This window comes from [Scytonema hofmanni] UTEX 2349, assembly GCF_000582685.1.
GTDB classification, from domain to species: Bacteria; Cyanobacteriota; Cyanobacteriia; order Cyanobacteriales; family Nostocaceae; genus Hassallia; species Hassallia hofmanni.
The window spans coordinates 2,035,316-2,060,557 of the sequence record NZ_KK073768.1 but is presented as its reverse complement, the minus strand read 5'-3'; the positions used below and the strand labels follow the sequence as shown (position 1 = coordinate 2,060,557).

Genomic DNA, 25,242 nt, shown 5'->3' with positions numbered 1-25,242 from the left:
AGCGACATTTCTAAGTGATATGTGATCGCCCTTTTGATGCCAAATCAAACTTACTTTTGACAAAACCATCAGTCAAACTGTCACAGAAGAACAATTTAAGAACACTAATGGTATCATACTAATAATATTATGACCGCCTGATAGCAATCCGCATAGTGATTTGTGAACGGTGGTAGGTGGGGATTTTCTTCTGCGTTACATCCATCTCTGCTCACCCTGTAAAGTCACAACACAAAATGGAGTATTGCTATGACTAAACGGCATTGGAGATTGTCATGGTATTAGACAATTTTCGCCGCAAATTACGCCAAGAAGCACAAAAATGGCGGGATGAAGGAATTATTAGTTCTTCATGTTATCAAGACCTGGGAAAGCGTTATCAATTTGATAACCTGGAAATAGCTGCACGCGATCGCTTTGTTTTCATGGTGGTTGCGATCGGCAGCATTTTGTTAAGCTTAGGCATAATTACTTTTGTAGCCGCAAACTGGCAAGCATGGTCACGAGATGTAAAATTTGTGATTTTGATCAGTTTGTTTTTCGCAACAACCATCACAGGTTTCTACTCTTTTAGAGAACCTACAGTTAATGCTGAAGGAAAAAAACAGCCGCGCAGCAAACAACTATTAGGAGAAGGTTTGCTAATTTTAGCAGCTTTGATATTAGGTGCAAATATTGCGTTAATGGCGCAAATGTTTAATATCAGCGGTTCAACTTCCCAACTATTTCTTTGTTGGGGGTTGGGTGTTTTAATCATGGCATATGGACTTAGCTTGACTTCCTTAGGAATGTTATCAATTATCCTCATACAAATAGGATATTGGACGGGATTAGGTGAATTATCCTACTCTGCAACTGACTTTAGTTGGTCGCGGTTGTTGGTGCAACATATGCCATTATTTATTTGGTTGCTGTTTGTACCCTTAGCTTATTTATGCCGATCGCGTTGGATATTTGCTATTTCTGCGATCGCCTTTACCATCTCCTTGCAATTAAACCTCAATCCACTGCAACGTCTAGCTTATTCTAATAATACAGCGCCTTGGGTTGCATCTTTTGCTTTTGCACTTCCAGCCGCACTGTTTTGGAGTTACGATGACCTACTATTGCCCACAATCAATTTTAGGTTATTTCAACCCCTCGCCCAAAGTCTCTCGCTATGGTTTTTCGGAACTCTATTTTACGTCCTTTCCTTTTATTGGGTTTGGCAATATCCATCTTCCGGATTTTATCCGCTAACAACCAACTCACAAATTCAGTCTTTTCCCCTAATTGATTTAGGAATTCTCAGCGGTTTAGTAGTATTGCAATGGTTGTTTATGCTGCGTTATCGCAACAGCCTAACCCGCAGAGGAATGGATATCACCAATGTCTTCATTACCAGTTTTATTGTCATTGTTGCCTTGATTCCTTTTTGGCATCAAGCTGTTACTCGCATTCCTGGTTTAGCAGTTTTTATCTTCAATATTCTTCTGGGAATATTTGCCTTTGGACTAATGCGACACGGCATAGAATACGGTAATAGGCGCACATTTTGGGGCGGAATGCTGTTATTAACCCTGCAAATTATTAGCCGCATGTGGGAATATGACACAGACTTAATTTTCAAGTCATTTGTCTTTGGTATGTGCGGTGTCGGTATCATTAGCGCCGGACTTTGGTTTGAACGACGTTTAACAGTTAGTGGTTAGTGGGAATTTGAAGAGGGGGAAAGGGGAAAGGGGAAAGGGGAAAGGGGAAAGGGGAAAGGGGAAAGGAAAAGAATTATTACCAATGCCCCATGCCCCATGCCCCATGCCCAATGCCCCATGCCCCATGCCCAATGCCCCATGCCCAATGCCCCATGCCCAATGCCCAATGCCCACTATCAATCATCAATCATCAACCATCAAAAATGAAAAGCAATTCCAACGAATCTAACAAATCTTTGACACCTGAAATGGAATTCTCCAAAAAGGTGACTTTTGACGATTACATTAAAGCTAATGAACAAAAATCAACAAAGCCTTTACCATTTTGGCGGTTGATAGTTCCTTTGCTAATTCAAACAGCATTGATTATGGCGATACCATTTCAAGCGATGTTTACTCATTTCACTGGCAAAACAGTCATCTTGCAAACTGTACCAGTAAATCCTAACAATGCGCTACAGGGTAATTCGGTGAACCTTAATTACAACATCGCTCGTTACAACACTTTGAAAAGATTACCAGGATGGCAAGAATTAGTTAGACGCCGTTCTAATAGAAATGGAGAATATGTTTCTTTAGCTGAGGGAACCAACTTTTATGTAACTTTGCAAGAGCAACAATTTCCCAATTCTCGTAATCCTAAAGCTTGGAAGCCGGTGCGGGTTAGTGCTAATCCCCCCAGAACTTTAGCGGCAAATCAAGTTGCTTTAAAGGGTGTTTATGAGAATGGAGCTATTAACTATGGTATGGAATCATATTCCATTCCAGAAGACCAAAGGCAGCAAATTAATAATAATCTGTTTCAGGCACAGCAAACGCAACAAAGACGGCAACAACCGATTTTAGTTGAAGTTAAAGTAGATGCAGAGGGTAACGCTGTGCCGGTTAGTATGTGGGTACGCGATCGCAACTACCGCTTTTAATCTTCACGTTTTAACTGCCATGCGGCACCAAAAGCTGCCCCAGCCCCAGCTAGCAAACCAGTGCTCATACCTTCTATAGTTTTGTTAATGGGGTTTTGGGTCAAGCAATCACTCGTCACGGTATCAGCTTGCAAGCAAATGGTGCTTTCTGCCCAACTTGCCGTACCTCCTAAAACTACACCGGTGACACTACAGGAAACAATTAGCAGTAAAAGGCGTTTGATTTTTCTATCCATAGAGGGTTGCGTAAAATCTGATTAATGGTATATCGCTCTCAACTACTTTACACATACGTGAAAATAATGTCAGCTGTTCCCGTCTAAAAAAAGCGATCGCTTACCAAGTAGGTGTAAAAACTGGGTAGTATGACAGGCAAATCCACTATAATAAAAAACGCTAAAACCCTGTAGAGAGCGCTCTTAACCCGCGCACGCGAGTGGCTCCGTTACATGTAACGTCTCTACAATATGGGCAATAAATCTGACATGATATAATTGCGGAGGTATTTCCCCGCTTTTGCCGCATATACCTGGTTTGCGATCGCTTAGTTGCAAACAGTAACCCAAAAGTAGTAAAATTACACCAGAAAGATTACGGCTGTACATCTGTTTATTGCGCTCAAAGCTAGTTAAATAGAAGAAATGTTAAGAAAATACAAACGTAATTTATGCACACCGTAATACGTGTATAAAAATAGCTAGTTAATTTATCCTCAACCCAAAGTATTTCTCAAGTCGTAACCGAAAGCTACCGTGCGGTAGAAGTGCAAAAAAATTATAATATTTAGTCTCTTGATTACGAGGGAATAGCCTTAACAACAAACCTATATGTATACATTTTGTTGGTAATCTGAGCGATCGTCAATTGGCTGAGGTGTAAATTTAAGGTGAACGTAGAAAAGTTTATTCAACGGACAGAAGCATTCCACAGACGTTTAGCAGATTTAAACCAAACTGCAAATGCGTTGCCTTGGATAACGTCGGACATGTTACCGCAAGCTTTTAAAGAACTTGGCAGCAACTCCAGGATGTTGCAGTTGGCAGCGGAGGAATTATATCTACAAAATGAGGAACTAATCCGTACACGAGGTTTGGTAGAAGCAGAATGCCAGCGCTATCAGAACTTATTTGAGTTTGCACCAAACGCCTATTTATTAACTAATATTGAAGGCATAATTCAAGAAGCTAACTGCGTTGCTACTATATTGCTTAACGTTCCCAAACATTATCTAACAGGCAAACCATTAATTAACTTTGTTCCTTTAGAAGAACGCCGGCGCTTTCGCAATGAATTAAGTGAAGTATCTAGGTCAAATAGCAATAGAGAATTATTAGTAAATTTGCAGCAGCGCGATGGCAAATTATTTCATTCAGCTTTGACAGTAGCCCCTGTACGCAATCAGTACAATAAACCGATAAACTTACTCTGGGTGCTGCGTGAAATTTCTGAGCCTCAGCAACCCGAATCAACTAATAAGGAATTTGACTTCCGTGAAAATCGCTCTATATATCAACATTGTAAAGGAGAAACTATAACCCTCAACCCATCAGAAATTTTTTATGTTTGTCAGGGTTTAGTTAAACTTAGTACATTTTGTGAAACTGGCGAAGAAGTGCTGACAGGGTTAGCAGGTGAAAAAATGGTTTTTGGCTCTAGTTTGACTTCTCTACAAACTTACCAAGCAACTGCGCTGACTGATGTTGAGTTAGTTTCAATTGATGTTGCAGAAATAGCACAATCTCCGGTACTGAGTCATGCGCTTTTACCGAAATTTAATCAAAGATTGCGGCAGACAGAATCCTTTTTAGCTATTTCCGGAAGGCAACGAGTGCAAGAGCGTTTACATTATTTATTCCTACTTTTGAAACAAGAAATCGGTCAATCTGTCCCAGAAGGAACTCGCTTAAATGTTCGTCTCACCCACGAAGAAATTGCTAGCGCTTGTTGTACTACCAGAGTTACAATTACGCGATTGATGGGCAAGTTACAACAAGAAGGTGTAATTAGATTTGATTCAAAAAAACATATAATTTTGCAAAATTTAACTTAGGGTGATAGAGAGGTTTTTTGATTAAATGCGATTAATTTTATACAGTAAATCTGGTTGCCATTTGTGCGAAGGGTTGCAGGAAAAGTTAGAACAAATCGTAGAGACGCGAAATTTCGCCTTTCTACAGTTAGAAATTCGGGATATTATGACTCATGATGAGTGGTTTGCTGCATATGAGTATGAGGTGCCAGTGCTTTATGTAACGAACCGCAGAGACGCAGAGGAAGCAGAGGAGGAAATGATACCGCGTCCTTCACCGCGTGCAACTGTGCCACAATTGGAAAAAATGCTCCGGAAGTATTTATAGGTGTTTGTAGAAACTGAAAAATAGTGCAGAATAGGCGCAATGTTAGCGCGTAACGAGGTTCGCTCATATGAAACTGCGTGAATTATTGACGGGTGTAGAGGGAATTGGACAATTACCTGAACATTCAGCGATGGATGTAGAGGTGAAGGGTTTGAAGACGAATTCTCACGCTTGTGGTGTGGGAGATTTGTTTATTGGGATGCCAGGAACACGGGTTGATGGTGGGGAGTTTTGGGAAAGTGCGATCGCATCTGGTGCAGTTGCTGCTATTATCTCACTGGAAGCGGCAGAAAAAAATCCTCCCACAAGTGAGGTTTGTCTGATTACTGCAAAAGATATGACTAAGGCTTGCGCCCAAATAGCAGCAGCGTTTTACAATTATCCTGGGCAAAAACTCAAACTTGTGGGGATGACGGGTACCAATGGGAAAACTACCACTACCCATTTGATTGAATATTTTCTCCACAAGGCGAATAAAAATACCGCTTTGATGGGAACTCTCTATACTCGTTGGGCAGGTTTTGAGCAAACTGCTGTCCACACTACCCCGTTTGCGGTGGAGTTGCAGCAGCAGCTAGCAGAAGCTTTAAATGCTGGCAATGAGTTCGGGGTGATGGAAGTTAGTTCTCATGCTTTGGCGCAGGGTAGGGTGATGGGTTGTCAGTTTGAGGTGGGGGTGTTTAGCAATCTCACTCAAGACCATCTTGACTATCACCGCGATATGGAAGATTATTTCGCGGCGAAGGCACTACTTTTCAATTCTGATTATCTCATAGGACGGGCGATAATTAACAGCGATGATGTTTATGGAAAGCGATTAATTTCGTCTTTGAATCCAGATAAAGTTTGGAGTTACAGTGTTAACGATTCTACGGCTGATTTGTGGATGAGTGATTTGAGTTATCAGCCGAATGGTGTCAGTGGTACAATGCATACACCTGGTGGTGATGTTGCTTTTCAATCGCCTTTAGTCGGTCAATATAATTTAGAAAATCTCCTCGCAGCAGTAGGTGCAGTTTTACACTTAGGAATCGAAGTGCAGTTAATTGCTTCTGTGATACCTGAGTTTCCGGGAGTTCCCGGACGGATGGAACGAGTGCAAATTAGTTCAAAGCAGGAAATTAGCGTGATTGTGGATTATGCTCACACTCCCGATAGTTTGGAGAATTTGCTGAAAGCCGCACGTCCGTTTATTCCTGGGAAGATGATTTGCGTATTTGGTTGTGGAGGCGATCGCGATCGCACTAAACGTCCGAAAATGGGTAGAATCGCGGCTGAGTTAGCTGATGTAGCCGTTGTGACATCAGATAATCCCCGGACTGAAGACCCAGAACGAATTTTAGCAGATGTTTTGGCGGGAATTCCTGATACAATTAATCCGACAGTTATATGCGATCGCGCTACTGCCATTCGCACCGCAATTCTGCAAGCTCAACCCGGAGACGGTGTATTACTCGCCGGTAAAGGTCACGAAGACTATCAAATTCTCGGAACCGAAAAAATTCACTTTGATGACCGAGAACACGCTCGCTACGCTTTACAAGAAAGAATGGGCAATGGGTAATAGATATACCGTGTCAAGAATGTAGAGACGTAGCACAGAATAGTCTTGTAGGGGTTCTGGATAACGCATAATTAATTTATGGAGATGTCTAATGGACATCTGGTAGAAAAGACGTAGAGACGTTCCGTCGGAACGTCTCTACAAGGGTTCCGGGCAACGCATAATTAACTTATGGAGATGTCTAATGGACATCTGGTAGAAAAGACGTAAAGACGTTCCGTCGGAACGTCTCTACAAGGGTTCCGGGCAACGCATAATTAATTTATGCAGATGTCTAATGCGTAATTGAAGTGGGGGAAAGAATTCTTCCCTCAACCCTATTACCTATTCCCAATTATTTGCGGAATTAACTTGAATTTAACTGTAGTAAAGAATATAATATTAATATCCGGGAAAAATTATGATAAAAATATTCTCGATCAGATATCTGTCTGTATTCTTGGCATTAGGGCTATCTGTTAGTTTTAATAAAGTAATCCTTGCTCAAGCACAGTCAGATTACAACCAGTATATGCAACTTGGTTACGCCGCAACAGCTCAAAGAAATTATTCAGGTGCTTTGAATTATTTCCAGCAAGCATTACAGCAACGTCCTGGAGATATATACGCGAGTACAGCAGTAAATAACATCCAAAGTTATATTAAAAATCGTCGTCAAGCTACTTTAGGCTTTGTTTCTAGTATAGGACGTCCCGGTAGGCGCGAATCAGCCGCATCACGGGCAGCATCTTGTATGGAAACTGGACAAGCTCCCATGTCTGTAACACCAAAAACAGATCCGCAGCTCACAACAGCAGCATATCCAAGTTTCTTTGTTTATGTTCCGCAAAACTCAGCAGAAGCGTTAGAGTTTGTTTTACAAGATAATACCACCAATAGGGAATTATATAAAACAACTTTGAAGCCTAGTAAACAATCTGGTGTTGTTCGTGTTAACTTCCCGAATAATGCAAATTTACCATCTTTACAAAATGGCAAAGAGTACGCTTGGAGTTTCTCGGTAGTTTGCGATACTCAAAGTCGTGATAAAGATATAGAAGTAACAGGCTCAATTCAACGCATTCAAGCTGATCCTAATTTAGCGATTCAGTTACAAAAAGCACAACCCAGAGAGCGTGCTGCTTTATATGCAACATCGGGAATTTGGCAAGATACTTTAACAACTGTAGCAGATTTACGACGCAGCAATCCTAACGATTTACGAGTTAAAACTGATTGGGAAGATTTGTTGAAATCAGTCGGTTTAGAAAAAATTGCCAAAGCTCCTTTACTATAGTGTTTCGTATTGACACAATTTAAACTTGAATGAGGGAAGAATTTGGCGATCGCACTGGTTTATCCCTGCACACTCTGCTTAGGGTCATAAATTATCAACTTAACTTGATAACGCTGAATAGCACGTTGGATAAAAGCCTGAATCCTTAACACAATTAATTGTGTTAAGGATTCACAACGGCAATAAAATCTTCTCCAAACTCTGTAAAACCTCTTCTATTGACTGATATCTTTGGATAAAGTCGTAAGCTACCATCTTATCTAATACAGTGGCTAATTTTTGACTAATATTACCTAACTTATACCAAATTACTGCATCGGCATGTGAATCACCTTTAAATACTAATTCTCCATGCGGGTTTCTTTGAAATTGCCTCGCAGATATTCCAGTTAATGCTTCAATTCCAATCATTCCCAAAGCATAAATATCACTATTTAGTCTAGGATGTCCTAATAGTTGTTCTGGAGGAGCGTAACCAGCAGTACCAATTGCAATCGATTGATTATCTTCAATTTGCTGAGATTGAATTTGCTTGACAGCACCAAAATCAATTAAAACTAAACGATTATCTTGTTGTCGTCTAATGAGGTTAGCCGGCTTAATATCTCGGTGAATTACATGATGACTATGAACGAAAATTAGTACCCGCAAAACATCTTCGAGTAAATCAATAACTTGCGCTTCTGATAAACGTTTACCAGATTTAATTTCTTCGCTGAGAGAATGTCCGGGAATAAATTGTTGCACTAAATAAAATTGTTGACTTTCTTCAAAATAAGCTAAGAGTTGGGGAATGCGATCGCTCTTTCCCAAAAGTTCTAAAATCTCTCCTTCAGTTTTAAATAAACGTCTAGCAACATCTAAAAATTCTTTATCTTGACGAGCGGGTTGCAAGTGCTTAACTACACATTCCGGATTACCTGGACGCTGAGTATCTGACGCTAAATAAGTTTTCCCAAATCCACCAGAACCTAATGGTTCAATAACTTTATACCGTTGATTGACTACAGTGTCTTTTTCAAGGATATAAATTCTTGTTTGCGTTTGATTATCTGTATCCTCACCTTCAGATAAAAGTGCTTGCAATAACTTGATGGTTCTTTCTTGTTCTTGAATTTGTCGTGCGATTTTTTCTTGCTCTCGTTTGTAGCGAAATGCGCTGTAGGCAACGACACTTGCTGTCGCTACTATCAAACCTAGTGCGGGAGAGACTACCGGAATCCATCCGGCTTGGGTAAATATGATATAATTTATTCCTAACAATGAAGTTAAAATAACCCCAGTCGCAAGGGTCAAACGCAGTGGATGTTCAATTCGCCATGCCACAATTCCTCCCGCTAAACTCCACACCCATATCCAAACAACTTCACCCCATTCAGGGAAAAACCAAAATAAAGGTTGTTTGTTGACAACAGCGCTGAGAATTTGACTTACCATTTGCGCTTGGACAACAACTCCAGGCATTTTTGGGTTATCTTGTTGATTGGCGCTATAAGGTGTGTTAAAAATATCTTTGATGCTGGGTGCCGTTGAGCCAATAAGGACGATTTTATCTTTGACTAATGCTGGATCGAGTTGATTTCCCAGCACTTGGCTAACACTGACAAGTTTGACAGGGTTAACAGAACGGTAATTTAGTAGAATTTGAAAGCCATTTGTATCTACTTTCTGATAACCTCCAGAGTTCCTCTGTAACGGTTTAAATATGGTATTATTAATTTGCAGTTCTTTATTCAAAGAAAATTTGGGTTGAATGTTTCCCAAATACCGCAGTGCTAGTTGTAAGCTAAGAGAGTAAGGAGTTGTACAAGCTGAAGTGGATTCTGGTTGTAGCAATAGTAGATTTCGCCGAATAATATCATCTGCGTCTGCAACCACATCGCTAAATCCTACTTGCTCTGGTTGTGTTCCTGCTGCTGGTGGTGTGGGAGAATTAACAGAATCAGAATGTTTGCAGACAGAAATAATGCGATCGCTCTTCTGTAAATGTTGCAATAATTTATCATGACCTGGCTCCACTCGCAAATCCCGAAAGATATCCAAACCAATTACTCTCGGTTGATATTGTTCTAATTTCGTAAACAGCTTATCAAGAATTTCTCCTGATAAGGGCCATTTTTGTAACTTTTGCAAATCTTTTTCAGTCACTCCCACAACCAAGATGCGAGGATCTAAACCAGGATTGCCCCGCATCTGTATCATCTGGTCAAAAACCTTCAATTCTATCGGTTCTAGCATTCCCAAGCGCTGAATTCCAAAGAGCAACATTGTGGCGATCGCACTAGAAATAATCGCCGGCTGTTTGATAAAGTTTCTCAATACAAACATAACATCACCAAGGATTGCCAACCATTGTAAATGCTGCCCAATAATAAGGATGGGATAATAGTCCATCAGGTTGCTGGATACTATCAGCGGGTAAAGGTAAACCTCCAACTTCTCCCAAACCTCGTATTTGCGCGTTTTTTAAGTAAATCTCTCCTTTTGCCATCGCTACTTGAGCCTCTCTTAAAGCTTCTGCTCGAATTCTAGAGGTTTTCAAGCTTTGGTAAAATTTCGTCATCAAAGCGGCAGAACCAGCATCATTGACTGCCCACAAACTTGCAACACTGGTTTTCACACCTGCCAGCACTGCTAATCCAGCAAATCCAATTTCTGCCTCTTCATCTCCCAAAGCTGTTCTACAAGCACTCAACACCAGCATCTCTACTTGAGGTTCATTAAAGCCTAATTTCCGAATCTGGTTTAAGCGTAACTTGTCTTCCCACAGTTGAATATATGAATTACTCACAGGACCCGTGTTAAAATCAGCATGAGTTGCCATGTGAATAATTCCGAAAGGCTGTTGACGACGGATAGCTCTGAGATTGTCTAAAGTCGCTTGCTTATTGAGAAATAATTTCCCTTGCCAAAGCTTAAACACCAATGTTGATAATTCAAGGGGAACTGCTGGTAAAGGCTCTTGTCCTTGAGTTGTTTGAGAAACTCCCATCGCTAAAAGCTGAGATTTTTTGATGTCTGTGTAGAGAGTGTTGGTTAAGGTGAGACTGGGCATCAAGCCAATACTGTATTTTTCTACCAAAAATCCTTTACCATTGTGTAAAGCCGCCATCGGGGTAGAACGTAAACCAACATCTGGGAGAAAAACTAGGTTGTCGATTTTTTGCGCTTCTAAATCTGCTTCTAATGGGGAAATTATCCAGCGATAAAGTTGCTGTGAGAAAGGTAAATAACCGTCAGTGCGACGATTTCGCGGAATCACGATTTGGTTGCGAAATTCCTCAGCTATTTTGAGAACTTTGGCTTTTGTCGCTTCGGGTATCCGTTTGCGGATCGGATTTCCTGTTCCTGTCACCATGACTAATTCGAGTTGATCGCTGTTCTGTTCTGCTGTAGTATTAAGTTGTTTATTACCGGAAACAGATAAAGGAGTAATTTCTACAGGAACAAAGCTGATGTAGATAAATGCAGGTTTGACACCAGTAGCTTTTTCAATCTTTTGAGCGATCGCTTTACCATCATCCAATGTTTTCCGGTTGGGAATGGGTATACCCAACTGAGTCGCAACTCTACTGGTAAACTTGTCTTCCGGAGTGGGATTAGTATCAAGTAGCGATCGATTTCCCTCAGAGGGGATGGTGGTGATAGAAACACGGTTATCCCGCTTAACTGGATTATTATCGCATTGAACTGTGCAGGGATCAGGAGTTGGAGTTGGGGTTGGTGGTTCTGGTGGTATAACTGGTGGTTCTGGTGGTGGAGTAATATTAAGTCCTACTTGTTGAGGTAGTGAAGAAGAAACGCGATCGCTTGCTCGAACTGTAAAAGCATTAGTTGCTCCAGTTGCATTACTTGATGATGTATAATTAAGGGTTTCACCAGGAATTAAGACATCTCCCGGATTTAAAACGGTGTTACCTCGCGTTAATGTTCCGGCTTGAATCGCATCAAGGACGATAGAGGTATTATCAAGATTGACATCGCTGGTGTTTGCTGTAAAAGTAAAAGGAAAAGCAACACCAGCTTGAGCATTATTTGAGATTAAGGAGTTTGTCGTTAATGTTGGTGCGGTGTTAACAGAATTAATTGTAATCCCCGCAGGATTACCAATAGTAACAGATCCACCATTAGCTAAAACTGGAAAAGGAGGATTACCGGCAGATATAGAGTTTACCCCCGCGTTAATACTTCCTGCTGTACCATTAAGAGTTGCATCCCCAACAATAAATGGCGCATTATCTGCTCCGCCATCATGTCGAATTGTAACAGTTCCTCCACCAGTGGCGATCGTATCACCAATTCCGGTTCCTTGAACAAGTCCGTTTGTCAGAACTTGCACATTCCCACCTGTAGTAAAGATACCTTGTTGAGGATCGTTTTGACCAGCTTGAGTGTTGATGCTATCAAAACGAATTGTGCTACCAGCTGCATTAGTAGTTTGTAAAGTTACATCACCACCTGTAGCAGTTCCACCACGTTCGCTAGTGTTGATGTTTGCGGAAGAGTTTATTGCTCCTGTAGTGATGTTACCACCGCTAGTGGCGATGATGGTGCCACCTGTACCCAAACCAAAACCATTATTTGAAGAGGAATCAATCGTATTAGTCACGATATCGCCTGCGGCAGTTAAAGTTACTGTTCCTGCCGCATTCCCAAGAGTAAAGCCGTTATTATTGCTTGTATTTAGTTGATTGAGGGTAATTCCGCCGCTGGTGGTGGTAACATTAATATTGCCAGAACCATATCCATTTCCAACGGCAATTATATTACGTGCATTAATATTGCCAGTTGCAGACAAGCTTACATTACCGCTAGTGGTAAAATTACCAGTTGTGTCGAGATTACCCAAAGATAAACTCGCTCCAGAAATGTTGATATTTCCCCCAGTATTTCTGATTGTGTCATCAGGATTAGCAAAGATGACAGAACCGCTTTGAGAAGATAAGCTGAAATTTCCAGCGTTCAATGTCGCTGTACCTGGGGTAGTTACTCCGGGGGTAGCTCCAGTAATGGAATTAATGGTAATATTTCCAGTAGCCTGTAAGTTGATATTTGTCGCTAAACTTAAAGCTCCCCAAGAAATCGTATTCGCACCATTATCAGGTAATGCAAAAGGAATATTACCAGCCGTACCATCAAAACTACCACCTGAAGGCGCATCGATAATCGTTAATGTGCTCGGATCTAATAATAAAGTACCAAAATTACCGCTATTCGCTGAAGTATCAACATAACCTTGAAAAGTTAAGAAATTTTTCCCAGATACTTCCACAAAACCACCATTCCCAGCATTAACCCCACCGCGAGCGGATATATTACCAAAAAACTGAGTGCTGTCATTACCCCAAACAATAACACGTCCGCCATTGCCATTCAACTTACCATCAGCATTAATCACAGAGTTGGCATCAACATAAGTCTGATTCGCATTGGGAACCGTTCCCTGACCTTGATAATCACCACCAATTAACACCGTACCACCATTATTACTGCCAGAAGCGTCAATATTTCCATTAATTACCGCAACTTGCTTACCCAAAACATTGACTGTACCCCCGGTGGAACCTGAGACATCAACTTTGCCAGATATAATAGTTGTACCTGGGGAAGTTGGAATTTTCAGGTTTGAATTTGTTAGTTGTACAGTACCATCAGAATTAGCAGTTAAACCAGTATTCCCCACAGTGAGCAACTCTGGTAAAGAAGCGACGGGAATAGTGGAGTTTGATTCATTGCTCAAAGGCTGAATTTCCAAACTTAAAATATTTCCCGGTTGACTCAAGCGTACCCAATTTTGTCCAGGAACAGAAGTAACGACGATTTGCCCCCCAGGAGCGGAAAGTTGCCCAGTATTAATTACTTTACCACCTAATAAAGTTAAATTTTGACCCGTCCCCACACCTAAATTCCCAGCATTAATAATTGCTCCTGGTTGGTTAGTTGTAAAAGCGAATCCGTTGGGTTTGCCTACCAACGCAGTATAGTTATTATTGGCGATCGCATCAAACCAAAGATTCCCAAATCCAATACCATTTGCCGTTGTCGCTGTAAAAGCACCAGGAACGTTTAAACTAGCATTTGCACCAAACACAATTCCAGCTGGATTCAGCAAAAATAAATTAGAACTTCCACCCGTTACCTGAATCAAACCATTGATAATGGAAGGATTACCCCCCGTAACTCTACCCAGAATATTTTGCAAAACTGGATTAGCCTGAAAATTAGCGATTTGTTCTCGTGAAATGCCAAACTCTTGAAAGCTGTGAAATAAATTTGCCCCATCCCCAGAAGTTTTACCACCACTAATATCAAGTCTATTTCCGTTAGGCGTCACAATCGTACTTGTTCCATCCGCAGCGGGAATAATTTGTTGCGCTGAAGCTAATCCCGCGCTTATCGTTGCAAATAGGGGAAGAAGACTTAGTGCAACATAGCGGAAATTATTATTTACAGGACTTATGCAGGAGTCACCGAATAAGGAACCGCAGAGTACATGGCAGTTTTTGTCTAAGTCTTGATTTGGTTGAAAAAGCTGACTGTAGAAGCTTTGTTTTTTTCTGTCTTCTAATACTTGCTTGCGCTTCAATAAAAACCGACCGTTGGATAATTCTAGATCAATTTGATATTTTTCAGCAAGTCCCCGCCGTTTTAACGCTTCAGCAATTACCCGCTGGGATAATAGAAGCATTTCCAATCTACGCTCTTGGGTAATATTCCCTGGATGAGTCCGATAATAGTAAAGTGGCTTTTTCACCCGTCCGACAGCAGCAACTTCAGAGAGTCGCAGACATAAATCGTAATCTTCAACGACATCTGGTGAACCTTCAAAACCCTTAACTTGCTCGAAAAGAGATCGCCTAACTAAGCGAAAATGGAAAGTCATAAAGTCTACCAACAGCCGTTCAAAAGAGTAGGGAATCGAACAGCGATGACCGTAACTGGTAACTTTACCACTTGCATTTATATCATAATAATCAGTATAAACAAAACCCATTTCCGGATTGCGTACAAGTACAGCGGCAGTTTCCTTTAAAGCGGTAGGAGCCAGCAAATCGTCGCTATCTAAGAAGCCGATGTATTCTCCTGTGGTTTGCAAAGCTGCTGCTTGACGCGCTGCCGCAATACCTAAATGAGGTGCTTTTACTACCCGTACTCGCCGATCTTGTTGAGCAAACTTGTTCGCGATTTTTTCTGATTCATCTGTAGAACCATCATCCCAAATTAGCAACTCCAAGTCTTGCCATGTCTGTCCTAAGACGCTAGCGATCGCTTCTCCCAGGTAATTTTCCCGATTGTAGTTGACGATAATAATGGAGATTAATGGCGACATGGAACGCTCGTAGCAATTCAAGGGTGTAATCACAATATAATGCTCATCTGGAGCATCTCAGTGAAATCACTAAAAAATGTAACTATTTAAAGTACAAAAATCCGATTTAGTCGCAGATATGACATACTCAGACATCAGAAGAAAGAAAATAAATGTAACAGACGTAGCACTGCTACGTCTGTTGGTTTCAGGTAACGCATCATAAACAAGCAGTCAGTGTCTATTGCTGAATATCAAAGGCGCAGTTTCCACACTTCCTAGTATGTCTTATGAAATCCCTAATTTATCCTAGAGACGTTCCACCGAAACGTCTTTACCATAGCACCAAAAATATATGTGTCAGATATGGTTTGTTAATTCTGCACTCAATCTGCATTGTTTGCATAGCACTAAAAGCTACGGCTGACGATGGCAATATAAATAACGTAACATTTCCCCCAATTGCACAGACATCAGATATTAACCCAGCAACAAAACCAGAAACAAGCGAACGCACTTTTGTCCGTCAAATCAAAGTTGTCGATAGCACTGTTTTTAGCGAAAAAGACTTTAACCCTATTTTACAACCCTATGTCGGACGAGAATTAACGATTGAAGAAATTAGACAAGCCGCAGATAAAATTACTCAGCTTTATTTAAATCAAAAATATATCAATTCCAGAGCAATTCCGGTAACTGAGCAAACTAAAGACGGTGTGGTGGTAATTCGTGTCATCGAAGGACGTGTATCAGAAATTCAAGTTCAAGGAACAAAGCGATTAAATCCAGGTTATATTCGCGATCGCATCAAACTTGGTGCTGGCATCCCTCTTAATACTATACAACTTGAAGACCAACTAAAGTTACTGCGAATCGATCCACTTTTCACCAATGTGGAAGCTAGTTTACGTCCTACAGGTAAGGTTGGTCAAAGTATTCTCATTGTCAGAGTGCAAGAAGCGAACCCGATAACCGTTAACTTTGGTGTAGATAACTATTCACCACCTAGCGTTGGTGGAGAAAGATTGGGTATTGAATTGCGCGATCGCAACTTAATCGGCATCGGTGATGAGTTGGCAGCCTCATATTACCATACCCTCTCAGGTGGTTCTGACGTTTTTGATTTTAGTTATCAAATTCCCGTTAACGCCATGAATGGCAAGGTACAATTTAGAGTTGCTCCCAATCGGAATGAAATTACCGAAGCTCCATTTAATAGATTAGGCATTCGGGCAGATGAAAATTTATATGAAATCAATTATCGTCAGCCGTTAGTGCGATCGCCAAGAGAAGAATTTGCTCTTTCGTTAGGATTTACCTATCAAGATGGTCAAACCTTTCTTTTTGATCGACTTCCCACCCCTTTTGGCATTGGTCCCGATGAAAATGGAGTTAGTCGTACCAGTGTAATCAAGTTTAGCCAAGATTATGTCAAACGCGACCCGCAAGGGGCTACTTTTGTGCGATCGCAATTTAATTTTGGTATTGGCTTATTTGATGCTACCATAAATAATGGCTCTATTCCTGACGGTCGTTTTTTCAGTTGGTTGGCGCAAGCACAGCGCGTACAACAACTGAATAACGATAACTTATTGCTGATTCAAGCAGATTTACAACTAACACCAGATAGCTTATTACCTTCCCAACAATTCGTAATTGGTGGTGGACAGTCGGTGAGAGGATATCGGCAAAATATTCGTTCTGGGGATAATGGCTTTCGTTTAGCGATCGAAGATCGATTCACAGTCAAACGCAACGAGTCAGGATTATCCATTATTCAGCTTATACCATTTCTCGACATGGGAGCCATCTGGAATCAATCTGATAATCCTAACAAACTACCCAGGCAAAGATTTTTAGCAAGTGCAGGTTTAGGGGTATTGTGGAATCAAGCATTAGGAATCGATCGCCTAACTTTACGACTCGATTATGGAATACCCTTCATCGATTTAAACGATAAAGGTAATAATGCCCAAGATGAAGGCTTTTATTTTAGCCTGCGTTATCAACCGTAGTCAGGAATGCGCGTCCTCAAATTAGAGCGCTGAAGCGCTCACTACAGAATTATAATTTATACAAGTTTCAGTTAATCTACCCGTGAACGTTCCCATCAGCTTTTCTACCCAAACTCGCAAAGCAGATCACATCCGTATCTGTCTTGAGGAAGACGTTCAGTGTCAGCAAATCACTAATGGACTCGAACGCTATCGATTTACTCATTCTTGCTTACCCGAACTAGACCGTCAGGACATTGACATCAGCACAACGTTTTTAGGGAAAACTCTCCTGGCACCGTTGTTAATTTCTTCCATGACTGGTGGTACAGAACAAGCCGGAATCATTAACCGTCGTTTGGCAGAAGTCGCACAACACTATAAAATAGCAATGGGCGTTGGTTCTCAACGCGTGGCAGTAGAAAAACCCTCTGTTGCGAATACCTTTGCGCTGCGAAAGTACGCACCAGACGTTTTGCTGCTTGCGAATTTAGGCGCTGTGCAATTTAATTATAAATACGGTATAGATGAATGTCTGCGCGTAGTCGATATTTTAGAAGCCGATGCTTTAATTTTACACCTGAACCCGTTGCAAGAATGCATCCAAGCGCGAGGCGATACAAATTTTAGCGGATTGCTTGACAAAATTGCCGACTTATGTGGTAAAATAAAATTACCTGTAATCGTGAAAGAAGTTGGAAATGGTATTTCTGCAAAAATGGCAGAAAAGCTGATTGCTGCGGGAGTGACAGCAATTGATGTAGCCGGTGCAGGTGGTACATCTTGGGCGAAGGTAGAAAGCGAAAGAGCAGAAAATCCTTTACAAAGACGTTTAGGAGAAACCTTTGCTGATTGGGGTTTACCGACAGCAGAGTGTATTACAAGTATTCGGAGTATTGCACCAAAAGTGCCATTAATAGCTTCTGGGGGATTGCGTCATGGATTGGATGTGGCAAAAGCGATCGCACTGAAAGCAGATATTGCAGGTTTGGCAATGCCATTCTTGCAAGCAGCAGCCGTGGGAGAATCAGCACTTCACGATTTGGCTGATGTCTTAATCGCTGAAATCACCACAGTGCTATTCTGTACTGGTAATGCTACCTTATATGAGTTGCAAAATTCTGGAAGTTTACAAAAAATAGAAACCTAACCCCCTCTTCTCGACAAGGATATCATTGGCGAATCATGGGTATTACCCCTTAATATAACGATTTTTCGTTATTCTACACGATTGTAGAGACGTTCCGGCGAAACCTCTTTACAAATGTTAACAGTGAAATATTCGGTGGAATTATAAACAAGTCAATCGTCCAAGGTTTTTGACTATTGACTAATGACTAATAACTAAAAAAATGCATAATTTTCTCAAACAAACTTTTGCTAGCTTAATTGGCAGCTTACTGGGACTAATTATTTTTTGCGGTGTCGGCACCAGCACACTGTTCTTTTTGTTGATCATTGCCGCTACCTCAAAAGACACTGGACCACTAGTTAAGGATAAATCAGTGTTAGTTTTTGACTTGGCAACGAAAATCACTGACAGCGAACCAAGTTCTAACGAAGTTTTTCAGCAAGCACTATCAGGAGAAATTGAGAATAGAATGTCACTCCGCAAGGTGATCGATGCTTTAGAAAAAGCGCGACGTGACAAACGAATTGTTGCTATCTACTTAGATGCAACTCACTCCTCAGCAGGTAGTAGCGTTGCGGGTTTTGCGACTCTTAAAGAAATCCGTCAAGAGTTGGAGAAGTTCCGCGCCTCTGGCAAGAAGATTATAGCATACGGCATGGAATTAGGGGAACGGGAATATTACTTAAGTTCAGTTGCCGATACCATTATCGTCAATCCCTTAGGAGCGATGGAAGTTAACGGCTTGAGTACACAAACAATGTTTCTGACGGGAGCATTGCAAAAGTATGGTATAGGTGTTCAAATTGTGCGCGTTGGTAAATTTAAAGGTGCGGTGGAACCGTATATACTACCAAAATTGAGTCTGGAGAACCGCCAACAAACTCAAAAATTGTTGGATGATGTTTGGTCAGAATGGCGGACTGCGGTGGGTAAAAGTCGCAAACTTACCCCTCAAAAGTTGCAAGCGATCGCCGATAATCAAGCTGTCTTAATGGCTGACGAAGCCAAAGCTGGGGGTTTGGTGGATCGGGTAGACTATTTCGATGAAGTAGTTAGCGATTTAAAAAAGTTAACTGATAGCGACAAGGAAGATAAAACATTCCGCCAAATTGACCTAGCAGAATACGCTGGAGTTTCTGGTAAAGAATTTGGTATAGAACGCGACTCTAAAAATAAAGTTGCTGTGGTTTATGCGGAAGGCGAAATTGTCGATGGAGAAGGAAATGATAGCGAAGTTGGAGGCGATCGCTTTGCCAAAACCTTCCGCAAACTACAACAAGATAAAAACGTCAAAGCCGTAGTATTGCGGATCAACAGTCCCGGTGGTAGCGCTACTGCCGCTGAAGTGATGCAGCGAGAAATACGACTAACTCGCAAAATCAAACCAGTAGTTGTCTCAATGGGTGATGTCGCTGCCTCTGGTGGTTACTGGATAGCTAGCGATTCCAACCGCATTTTCGCCGAACCAAACACCATCACAGGTTCAATCGGTGTCTTTGGCTTACTGTTAAATGGGCAAAAATTGGCAAATGATAACGGCATCACCTGGGATTCAGTCAAAACCGGACGCTATGCTGATAGTCAAACCGTTTCTCGTCCCAAATCTCCCGAAGAATTAGCTGTTTATCAGCGCAGCGTCAACCACATTTACAATCTATTCCTCAACAAAGTTTCTCAAGGACGCAAACTCCCCCAACAAAAGGTAGCAGAAATTGCTCAAGGACGAGTTTGGTCTGGGGTAGCAGCAAAGCAAATCGGTTTAGTTGATGAAATTGGCGGCATTGACGCTGCTATAGATTATGCCACTAAAAGCGCCAAATTAGGAAACGATTGGGAATTACAAGAGCATCCCAGACACAGCACCTTTGAAGAACGTTTTTTTGGGAGGGCAACTCAAGAAGTGCGGACTATTTTGGGAATTGAGAAAGCAACAACTAAATCACCCGACTTACTAACCGCTGAATTCCAGAAACTACAAAAAGAATTAGCGATTATGCAAAAAATGAACGATCCCCTCGGCGTTTATGCTCGTTTGCCATTCAACCTTACAATTAAATAAGCCATATCCAGTCAGAATTTAGTCTAAGTACAACAAGAGCATAAATTCATGACGAAAATTTATCACAAAAACTCTGCGTCACTCTGCGTTTACCTCCGCGTTCCTTTGCGTTAAAAAACGCGCTCGAACTTGTGCAAAGCTTTACTAAGTTAATACACTGTATTTTATGCAAAGTTTCCGCACAATTACTTACAGCCCTGCTTATACAATTGTTCCCACATACGAGTGCTTTAATCGTTGTACCTACTGCAACTTTCGGACAGATTCGATTAGCCCCTGGATGACTATATCAGCCGCAGAAAGTCTTTTAAAACAACTTCAAAGCAAAAATGTCTGTGAAATTCTCATACTCAGTGGTGAAGTGCATCCCTCTTCATCCAGGCGCCAAGCCTGGTTTCAGCGGATTTATGATTTGTGTAAATTGGCACTTTCAATGGGATTTTTGCCACACACCAATGCGGGAGTGCTGAGTGATGAAGAAATGGCAAAATTAAAGACAGTTAATGTATCTATGGGGTTGATGTTAGAGCAACTAAACCCCGTACTATTAAATACAGTCCATAAATACGCACCAAGTAAAGTACCATTCGTGCGATCGCAACAATTAGAGTTAGCAGGTAAATTACAAATTCCTTTTACAACCGGGTTACTACTGGGAATCGGGGAAACTGAGGATGATTGGTGGGAAACATTAGAAGCCATTACTCACCTGCATCAGCGTTATCATCACATTCAAGAAGTCATCTTGCAACCTCATAGCCCTGGATATCAGCAAACCTTTGATGCACCTGGTTTTGACCTGTATAATTTACCAGAAGTCGTTTTTCAGGCACGTCAAATTCTCCCCCCAGATATTACCATTCAAATTCCCCCGAATTTAGTCAAAGATCGCAAATGGTTACTCGCTTGTCTAGAAGCTGGTGCCAGGGATTTAGGGGGAATTGGACCAAAAGATGAAGTAAATCCCGATTATCAGCATCTTCAAATAGAGACATTGGAAGAAATTTTACAGCAAGATGGCTGGGAAGTTGTGCCGAGGTTGCCAATTTACCCGCAGTTTGATGATTGGTTATCAGTGGAATTGCAAGCAGTGGTGAAGCGATCGCGAACTAATGCCCATAAAAAAGTATGAAAAAATGTAGAGACGCGAAATTTCGCGTCTCTACAAGGGTTGTGGATAGCGCATATTTAAATTCGGTCGATGTCTTTTCATCTTTCATCTTTTTTTCAACTACCTACTCCAAAAAATGCCTCATCTGTGGCAATCTGGGAAACAGGGCTTTTTTAATCTGATATTTTAGCTACAGGAAATTTACCTGATATGCAAACCTTACCAACACTTCCTACTTCAAACACCCCATCTAGTCAAACCTCTTTTGACACAACTATTAAACGACGCAAAACCCGTCCTGTGAGAGTTGGCAATGTCACCATTGGGGGTGGCTTTCCGGTGGTAGTGCAGTCAATGATTAACGAAGACACACTTGATATTGATGGTTCTGTAGCAGGAATTCGGCGTTTGCACGAAATTGGCTGTGAAATTGTCCGAGTCACAGTACCAAGTATGGCTCATGCCAAAGCATTGGCAGAAATTAAACAAAAATTAATTAAAACTTACCAAGACGTACCCATCGTTGCTGATGTGCATCACAACGGCATGAAAATTGCCTTGGAAGTTGCCAAACACATCGAAAAAGTGCGGATTAATCCTGGTTTATATGTGTTTGAAAAGCCAAATGCGAATAGAAGCGAATTCTCTAAAACGGAATTCGATGAAATCGGCGAAAAAGTGCGTGAAACTTTAGAACCTCTAGTAGTTTCCTTGCGCGATCAAGGTAAATCAATGCGAATAGGTGTAAATCACGGTTCCCTAGCCGAAAGGATGCTATTTACCTACGGCGACACGCCAGAAGGAATGGTAGAATCTGCTTTGGAATTCATTCGCATCTGTGAATCTTTGGATTTTCATAATTTGGTTATTTCCATGAAAGCTTCACGAGTGCCAGTAATGCTAGCCGCATATCGCTTGATGGCAAAGCGCATGGACGACCACGGTATGGATTATCCTTTACATTTAGGCGTGACAGAAGCTGGTGATGGCGAATACGGACGGATTAAGTCCACTGCGGGTATTGCCACCTTGTTAGCTGATGGCATTGGTGATACAATCCGCGTCTCTCTAACTGAAGCACCAGAAAAAGAAATTCCCGTCTGTTACAGCATTTTGCAAGCTTTAGGATTGCGAAAGACGATGGTAGAGTACGTAGCGTGTCCTTCTTGCGGACGTACTTTGTTTAATTTAGAAGAAGTGCTGCACAAAGTCCGAGAAGCAACAAAACACCTAACTGGGCTAGACATTGCAGTTATGGGTTGTATTGTCAATGGTCCGGGAGAAATGGCTGATGCTGACTATGGTTATGTCGGCAAAACTCCTGGGTATATTTCTCTGTATCGAGGGAGAGAAGAAATCAAAAAAGTACCAGAAGATAAAGGTGTAGAGGAGTTAATTAATTTGATTAAAGCAGACGATCGCTGGGTAGAACCGTAATAAATTAGGGATTAGGGACTAGGGACTAAAGACTGGAGTAATACAGTTGGTGTTAAGGATTTGGTGGTAAAAAATAGTATGTAACACACGTAGCAATGCTACGTCTATACGAGGATTTGGGGCTGAACACCAAGGGTATTGGGGACTAAGGACGCTTGAAAGAGATTATCATTGTGGTTCTGTTCTTCCCAATCCCCAGTCCCCAGTCCCCAATCCCCAATCCCCAGAAAAACCGGATTGCAAATCATTTTTCTGAAATAAGAATACATGCCCGGTCTTTACAGTGATACCCTGTGTTAGATTGGGCATACTGAATATGTTTTTTCCTTAGCCGCGCAGCTGTCATTATGGTGATTACAAAAAATGGACTTGTTTTGGGTGCTACGGCAGTAACATTAACCACAATTGCTGTTACTAGCCTTGGCATTAACTCCCAAGGACAGGCTTTATTTAAAGAAAGTCCCAAAGAATTGGTAGACGAGGTTTGGCAAATTGTTCAACGTCAATACGTAGACGGTACTTTTAATCAATTAGATTGGCAGGCTGTTCGTCGTGAGTACTTGAGCAAGTCCTACACCAACAAGCAAGAAGCTTACAAATCCATCCGGGAAATGCTGAAAAAGCTGGATGATCCCTATACCCGGTTTATGGACCCTGGGGAATTCAAGAATATGCAAGTGGACACCTCTGGCGAATTGATAGGCATAGGCATCACAATTAGTCAAGATGAAAAAACGAAGCAGTTGGTTGTAATTGCCCCGATTGAGGATACACCAGCTTTTAAGGCTGGAATTCTGGCAAAGGATAAGATCCTCAAAATTGACGGGAAATCGACTAAGGGAATGGATACTAATAAGGCTGTATCCTTAATTCGTGGCGAACCAAATACTTCGGTAAGTTTAAGTGTTGAGCGTAACGGTCAACAAAAAGATTTTCAAATTAAACGCGCACGGATTGAAATCCATCCAGTGAAGTATTCCCAAAAGCAAACACCAGCAGGGAACACCGGGTACATTCGCTTGAACCAGTTCAGCGCTAATGCGGCTAAGGAAATGCAAACCGCAATTAAAGATTTAGAAAGCAAAAGGGTTGCTGGCTATGTTCTGGATCTGCGCGGAAATCCAGGTGGTTTATTATTCGCTAGTGTAGACATTGCCCGAATGTTTATAAATAGCGGTACCATTGTCTCAACTATTCCTCGCCAAGGTCAGGCAGAAAAAGAAGTGGCAAACGGACGCGCTTTGACAAATAAACCGCTGGTGGTGTTAGTAGATAAAGGTTCCGCTAGTGCTAGTGAAATCCTCTCCGGCGCATTGCAGGATAATAAGCGTGCTGTTATAGTTGGTACTCAAACCTTTGGTAAAGGTTTAGTACAATCGGTGCGTCCTCTAGACGATGGTTCAGGATTAGCAGTAACGATCGCTAAATATCATACCCCCAGTGGCAAAGATATTAATAAGCATGGAATAGACCCAGATGTCAAGGTAGATTTGACTGATGCCCAAAAACAACAATTGTGGCTGCGCGAGCGTGATAAACTGGCTACACTAGCCGACCCGCAATTTGCGAAAGCAATAGAAGTTTTGGGTAAAGAAATTGCCACCAAAGGCACTACAAGGGCAGAAAAATGAAATAGGTAACTTTTATTTTATACGGGTTGACATTTGCCTGAGCGAATCAGCCCTACGCGGCGGGCGATCGCTTCTCCAACTGATGTAAATGGTCCCCATTGTTCTATAATTTTTAGATTATCGTCCTCGGTTATTTCTTGGCTGGGGACGATTTCACAATTTCCGGTAGGGCGCTTGACAATATGCCAAGATTGTGGATAATTCATACTTCCTCTAAAAATTTTGTTTCTTGATGATTCTATAGCGCTTCTCGGTTGCGTGCAATAGGCGGTGTAGAGACGTAGCAGTGCTACGTCTCTACAAGATTTTGGGTTTTATATATGTACTTCCTAAACCTGAAATCTGCTGTAAATTCAAAGTTTTGGCGATTTTTGCGTCATATCATGTCCTAATAAATAACCATAATAAAAGAACCCCACCCGCCTGTGGCACCCTCCCCGCAAGCGGTGAGTCCACTCGGCGGTGTCGGTTTCCGTCCCGTCGAAGTGGCGAACCCGGAGGGGGAGGGTTGGGGAGGGGTTCTTCATCAATTATGGGGATTGCCCGGACATGATATTACATCTAATTAGAAAGAGCCGGCAATCATTCCTCCAAGGATAATAAAACCAATCCAAACATTTTGTTTAAACATTTGAGCGTAAACATCATTAGGAAGGTCTTTTTTAATTAATTGAAGATATTCCCAAACCCAGGCAACAGCAGCAATTGTAAGACTAATCCAAAATGCATACTTAAGATGCATTAAAACACCTAACCAA

The 25,242-nt window shown here is 41.5% G+C and carries 20 protein-coding genes and 1 pseudogene; 14 read left to right on the top strand and 7 right to left on the bottom strand.

All coding sequences use genetic code 11. The features are described 5' to 3' along the window. Window positions 1-275: 275 nt before the first annotated feature. The 3 genes from TOL9009_RS0114265 to TOL9009_RS0114255 are packed head-to-tail and all read left to right on the top strand — an operon-like array spanning window position 276 to window position 2,614. Window positions 276-1,691, top strand: a complete 1,416-nt coding sequence (locus tag TOL9009_RS0114265) for a DUF2157 domain-containing protein (protein ID WP_029633403.1) — start codon at window positions 276-278, stop codon at window positions 1,689-1,691. Continuing rightward, window positions 1,684-1,920: a hypothetical protein gene (locus tag TOL9009_RS47300; RefSeq protein ID WP_186227557.1), complete on the top strand. Its 237-nt coding sequence runs from the start codon at window positions 1,684-1,686 to the stop codon at window positions 1,918-1,920. The genes TOL9009_RS0114265 and TOL9009_RS47300 overlap by 8 nt, the downstream gene beginning before the upstream one ends. Further along, the gene (locus tag TOL9009_RS0114255) at window positions 1,895-2,614 is read left to right on the top strand and encodes a GDYXXLXY domain-containing protein (RefSeq protein ID WP_029633402.1); all 720 of its coding nucleotides are present in this window, start codon (window positions 1,895-1,897) and stop codon (window positions 2,612-2,614) included. The genes TOL9009_RS47300 and TOL9009_RS0114255 overlap by 26 nt, the downstream gene beginning before the upstream one ends. Here TOL9009_RS0114255 and TOL9009_RS0114250 read toward each other — a convergent pair. Beyond that, complete coding sequence (locus TOL9009_RS0114250) at window positions 2,611-2,850, bottom strand: hypothetical protein (protein WP_029633401.1); 240 nt, start codon at window positions 2,848-2,850, stop codon at window positions 2,611-2,613. The two genes, TOL9009_RS0114255 and TOL9009_RS0114250, sit on opposite strands and share 4 nt — an antisense overlap. 183 nt (window positions 2,851-3,033) lie before the next feature. Further along, the gene (locus TOL9009_RS45640; protein WP_144238237.1) at window positions 3,034-3,219 is read right to left on the bottom strand and encodes a hypothetical protein; all 186 of its coding nucleotides are present in this window, start codon (window positions 3,217-3,219) and stop codon (window positions 3,034-3,036) included. A 281-nt stretch (window positions 3,220-3,500) separates the two neighbouring features. Here TOL9009_RS45640 and TOL9009_RS0114245 point away from each other — a divergent pair, with 281 nt between their 5' ends. The 4 genes from TOL9009_RS0114245 to TOL9009_RS0114230 all read left to right on the top strand — a co-directional run bounded on the left by TOL9009_RS0114245 (window position 3,501) and on the right by TOL9009_RS0114230 (window position 7,811). Beyond that, on the top strand, window positions 3,501-4,664 hold the full coding sequence (locus TOL9009_RS0114245; RefSeq protein ID WP_029633400.1) for a helix-turn-helix domain-containing protein: 1,164 nt from the start codon (window positions 3,501-3,503) through the stop codon (window positions 4,662-4,664). Between the two features lie 25 nt (window positions 4,665-4,689). Further along, window positions 4,690-4,971, top strand: coding sequence for a glutaredoxin family protein (locus TOL9009_RS0114240; RefSeq protein ID WP_029633399.1), 282 nt, complete (start codon window positions 4,690-4,692; stop codon window positions 4,969-4,971). A 67-nt stretch (window positions 4,972-5,038) separates the two neighbouring features. After that, window positions 5,039-6,535 carry a UDP-N-acetylmuramoyl-L-alanyl-D-glutamate--2,6-diaminopimelate ligase gene (locus tag TOL9009_RS0114235; RefSeq protein WP_029633398.1) on the top strand — a complete coding sequence of 499 codons (1,497 nt, stop codon included), beginning with the start codon at window positions 5,039-5,041 and terminating at the stop codon, window positions 6,533-6,535. Window positions 6,536-6,935: 400 nt separating this feature from the next. Then, window positions 6,936-7,811, top strand: coding sequence for a DUF928 domain-containing protein (locus tag TOL9009_RS0114230; RefSeq protein ID WP_029633397.1), 876 nt, complete (start codon window positions 6,936-6,938; stop codon window positions 7,809-7,811). A 171-nt stretch (window positions 7,812-7,982) separates the two neighbouring features. On the opposite strand, the gene TOL9009_RS0114225 is transcribed toward TOL9009_RS0114230, so the two are convergent. Next, window positions 7,983-10,205 carry a CHASE2 domain-containing serine/threonine-protein kinase gene (locus TOL9009_RS0114225; protein ID WP_242055174.1) on the bottom strand — a complete coding sequence of 741 codons (2,223 nt, stop codon included), beginning with the start codon at window positions 10,203-10,205 and terminating at the stop codon, window positions 7,983-7,985. Further along, window positions 10,144-15,141 carry a CHAT domain-containing protein gene (locus TOL9009_RS0114220; protein WP_029633395.1) on the bottom strand — a complete coding sequence of 1,666 codons (4,998 nt, stop codon included), beginning with the start codon at window positions 15,139-15,141 and terminating at the stop codon, window positions 10,144-10,146. Before TOL9009_RS0114220 ends, TOL9009_RS0114225 begins: the two co-directional genes overlap by 62 nt. A gap of 269 nt (window positions 15,142-15,410) precedes the next feature. Between TOL9009_RS0114220 and TOL9009_RS39135 the strand changes: the two genes are divergently transcribed. The 5 genes from TOL9009_RS39135 (at window position 15,411) to ispG (ending at window position 22,853) form a co-directional block, all read left to right on the top strand. Further along, complete coding sequence (locus tag TOL9009_RS39135; RefSeq protein WP_084763215.1) at window positions 15,411-17,135, top strand: ShlB/FhaC/HecB family hemolysin secretion/activation protein; 1,725 nt, start codon at window positions 15,411-15,413, stop codon at window positions 17,133-17,135. A gap of 82 nt (window positions 17,136-17,217) precedes the next feature. Further along, window positions 17,218-18,264 (top strand): type 2 isopentenyl-diphosphate Delta-isomerase, encoded by a 1,047-nt coding sequence (fni, locus tag TOL9009_RS0114210; RefSeq protein ID WP_029633394.1) that lies wholly within the window; start codon window positions 17,218-17,220, stop codon window positions 18,262-18,264. A gap of 202 nt (window positions 18,265-18,466) precedes the next feature. Continuing rightward, window positions 18,467-20,305, top strand: coding sequence for a signal peptide peptidase SppA (sppA, locus tag TOL9009_RS0114205; protein WP_029633393.1), 1,839 nt, complete (start codon window positions 18,467-18,469; stop codon window positions 20,303-20,305). A gap of 166 nt (window positions 20,306-20,471) precedes the next feature. After that, window positions 20,472-21,437 carry a 7,8-didemethyl-8-hydroxy-5-deazariboflavin synthase subunit CofG gene (cofG, locus tag TOL9009_RS0114200; protein WP_029633392.1) on the top strand — a complete coding sequence of 322 codons (966 nt, stop codon included), beginning with the start codon at window positions 20,472-20,474 and terminating at the stop codon, window positions 21,435-21,437. 189 nt (window positions 21,438-21,626) lie between these two features. Then, entirely contained in the window at window positions 21,627-22,853 is a 1,227-nt protein-coding gene (gene ispG / locus TOL9009_RS0114195; RefSeq protein ID WP_029633391.1) for a (E)-4-hydroxy-3-methylbut-2-enyl-diphosphate synthase, read from the top strand. Between the two features lie 168 nt (window positions 22,854-23,021). Here ispG and TOL9009_RS48425 read toward each other — a convergent pair whose 3' ends face one another. Then, entirely contained in the window at window positions 23,022-23,162 is a 141-nt protein-coding gene (locus tag TOL9009_RS48425; RefSeq protein ID WP_190909688.1) for a hypothetical protein, read from the bottom strand. Window positions 23,163-23,200: 38 nt separating this feature from the next. On the opposite strand from TOL9009_RS48425, the gene ctpC reads away from it, so the two are divergent. Beyond that, complete coding sequence (gene ctpC, locus TOL9009_RS0114185; protein WP_029633390.1) at window positions 23,201-24,484, top strand: carboxyl-terminal processing protease CtpC; 1,284 nt, start codon at window positions 23,201-23,203, stop codon at window positions 24,482-24,484. 17 nt (window positions 24,485-24,501) lie between these two features. Here the strand turns inward: ctpC and TOL9009_RS0114180 are convergent, their stop codons facing one another. After that, the gene (locus TOL9009_RS0114180) at window positions 24,502-24,690 is read right to left on the bottom strand and encodes a hypothetical protein (RefSeq protein ID WP_029633389.1); all 189 of its coding nucleotides are present in this window, start codon (window positions 24,688-24,690) and stop codon (window positions 24,502-24,504) included. A gap of 219 nt (window positions 24,691-24,909) precedes the next feature. Here TOL9009_RS0114180 and TOL9009_RS47295 point away from each other — a divergent pair, with 219 nt between their 5' ends. Continuing rightward, window positions 24,910-25,053, top strand: a complete 144-nt coding sequence (locus tag TOL9009_RS47295) for a hypothetical protein (RefSeq protein ID WP_186227556.1) — start codon at window positions 24,910-24,912, stop codon at window positions 25,051-25,053. Here TOL9009_RS47295 and ubiA read toward each other — a convergent pair. Beyond that, window positions 25,050-25,242, bottom strand: a pseudogene (gene ubiA / locus TOL9009_RS47290) (4-hydroxybenzoate solanesyltransferase); the annotation flags it as partial. The gene TOL9009_RS47295 and the pseudogene ubiA sit on opposite strands and share 4 nt — an antisense overlap.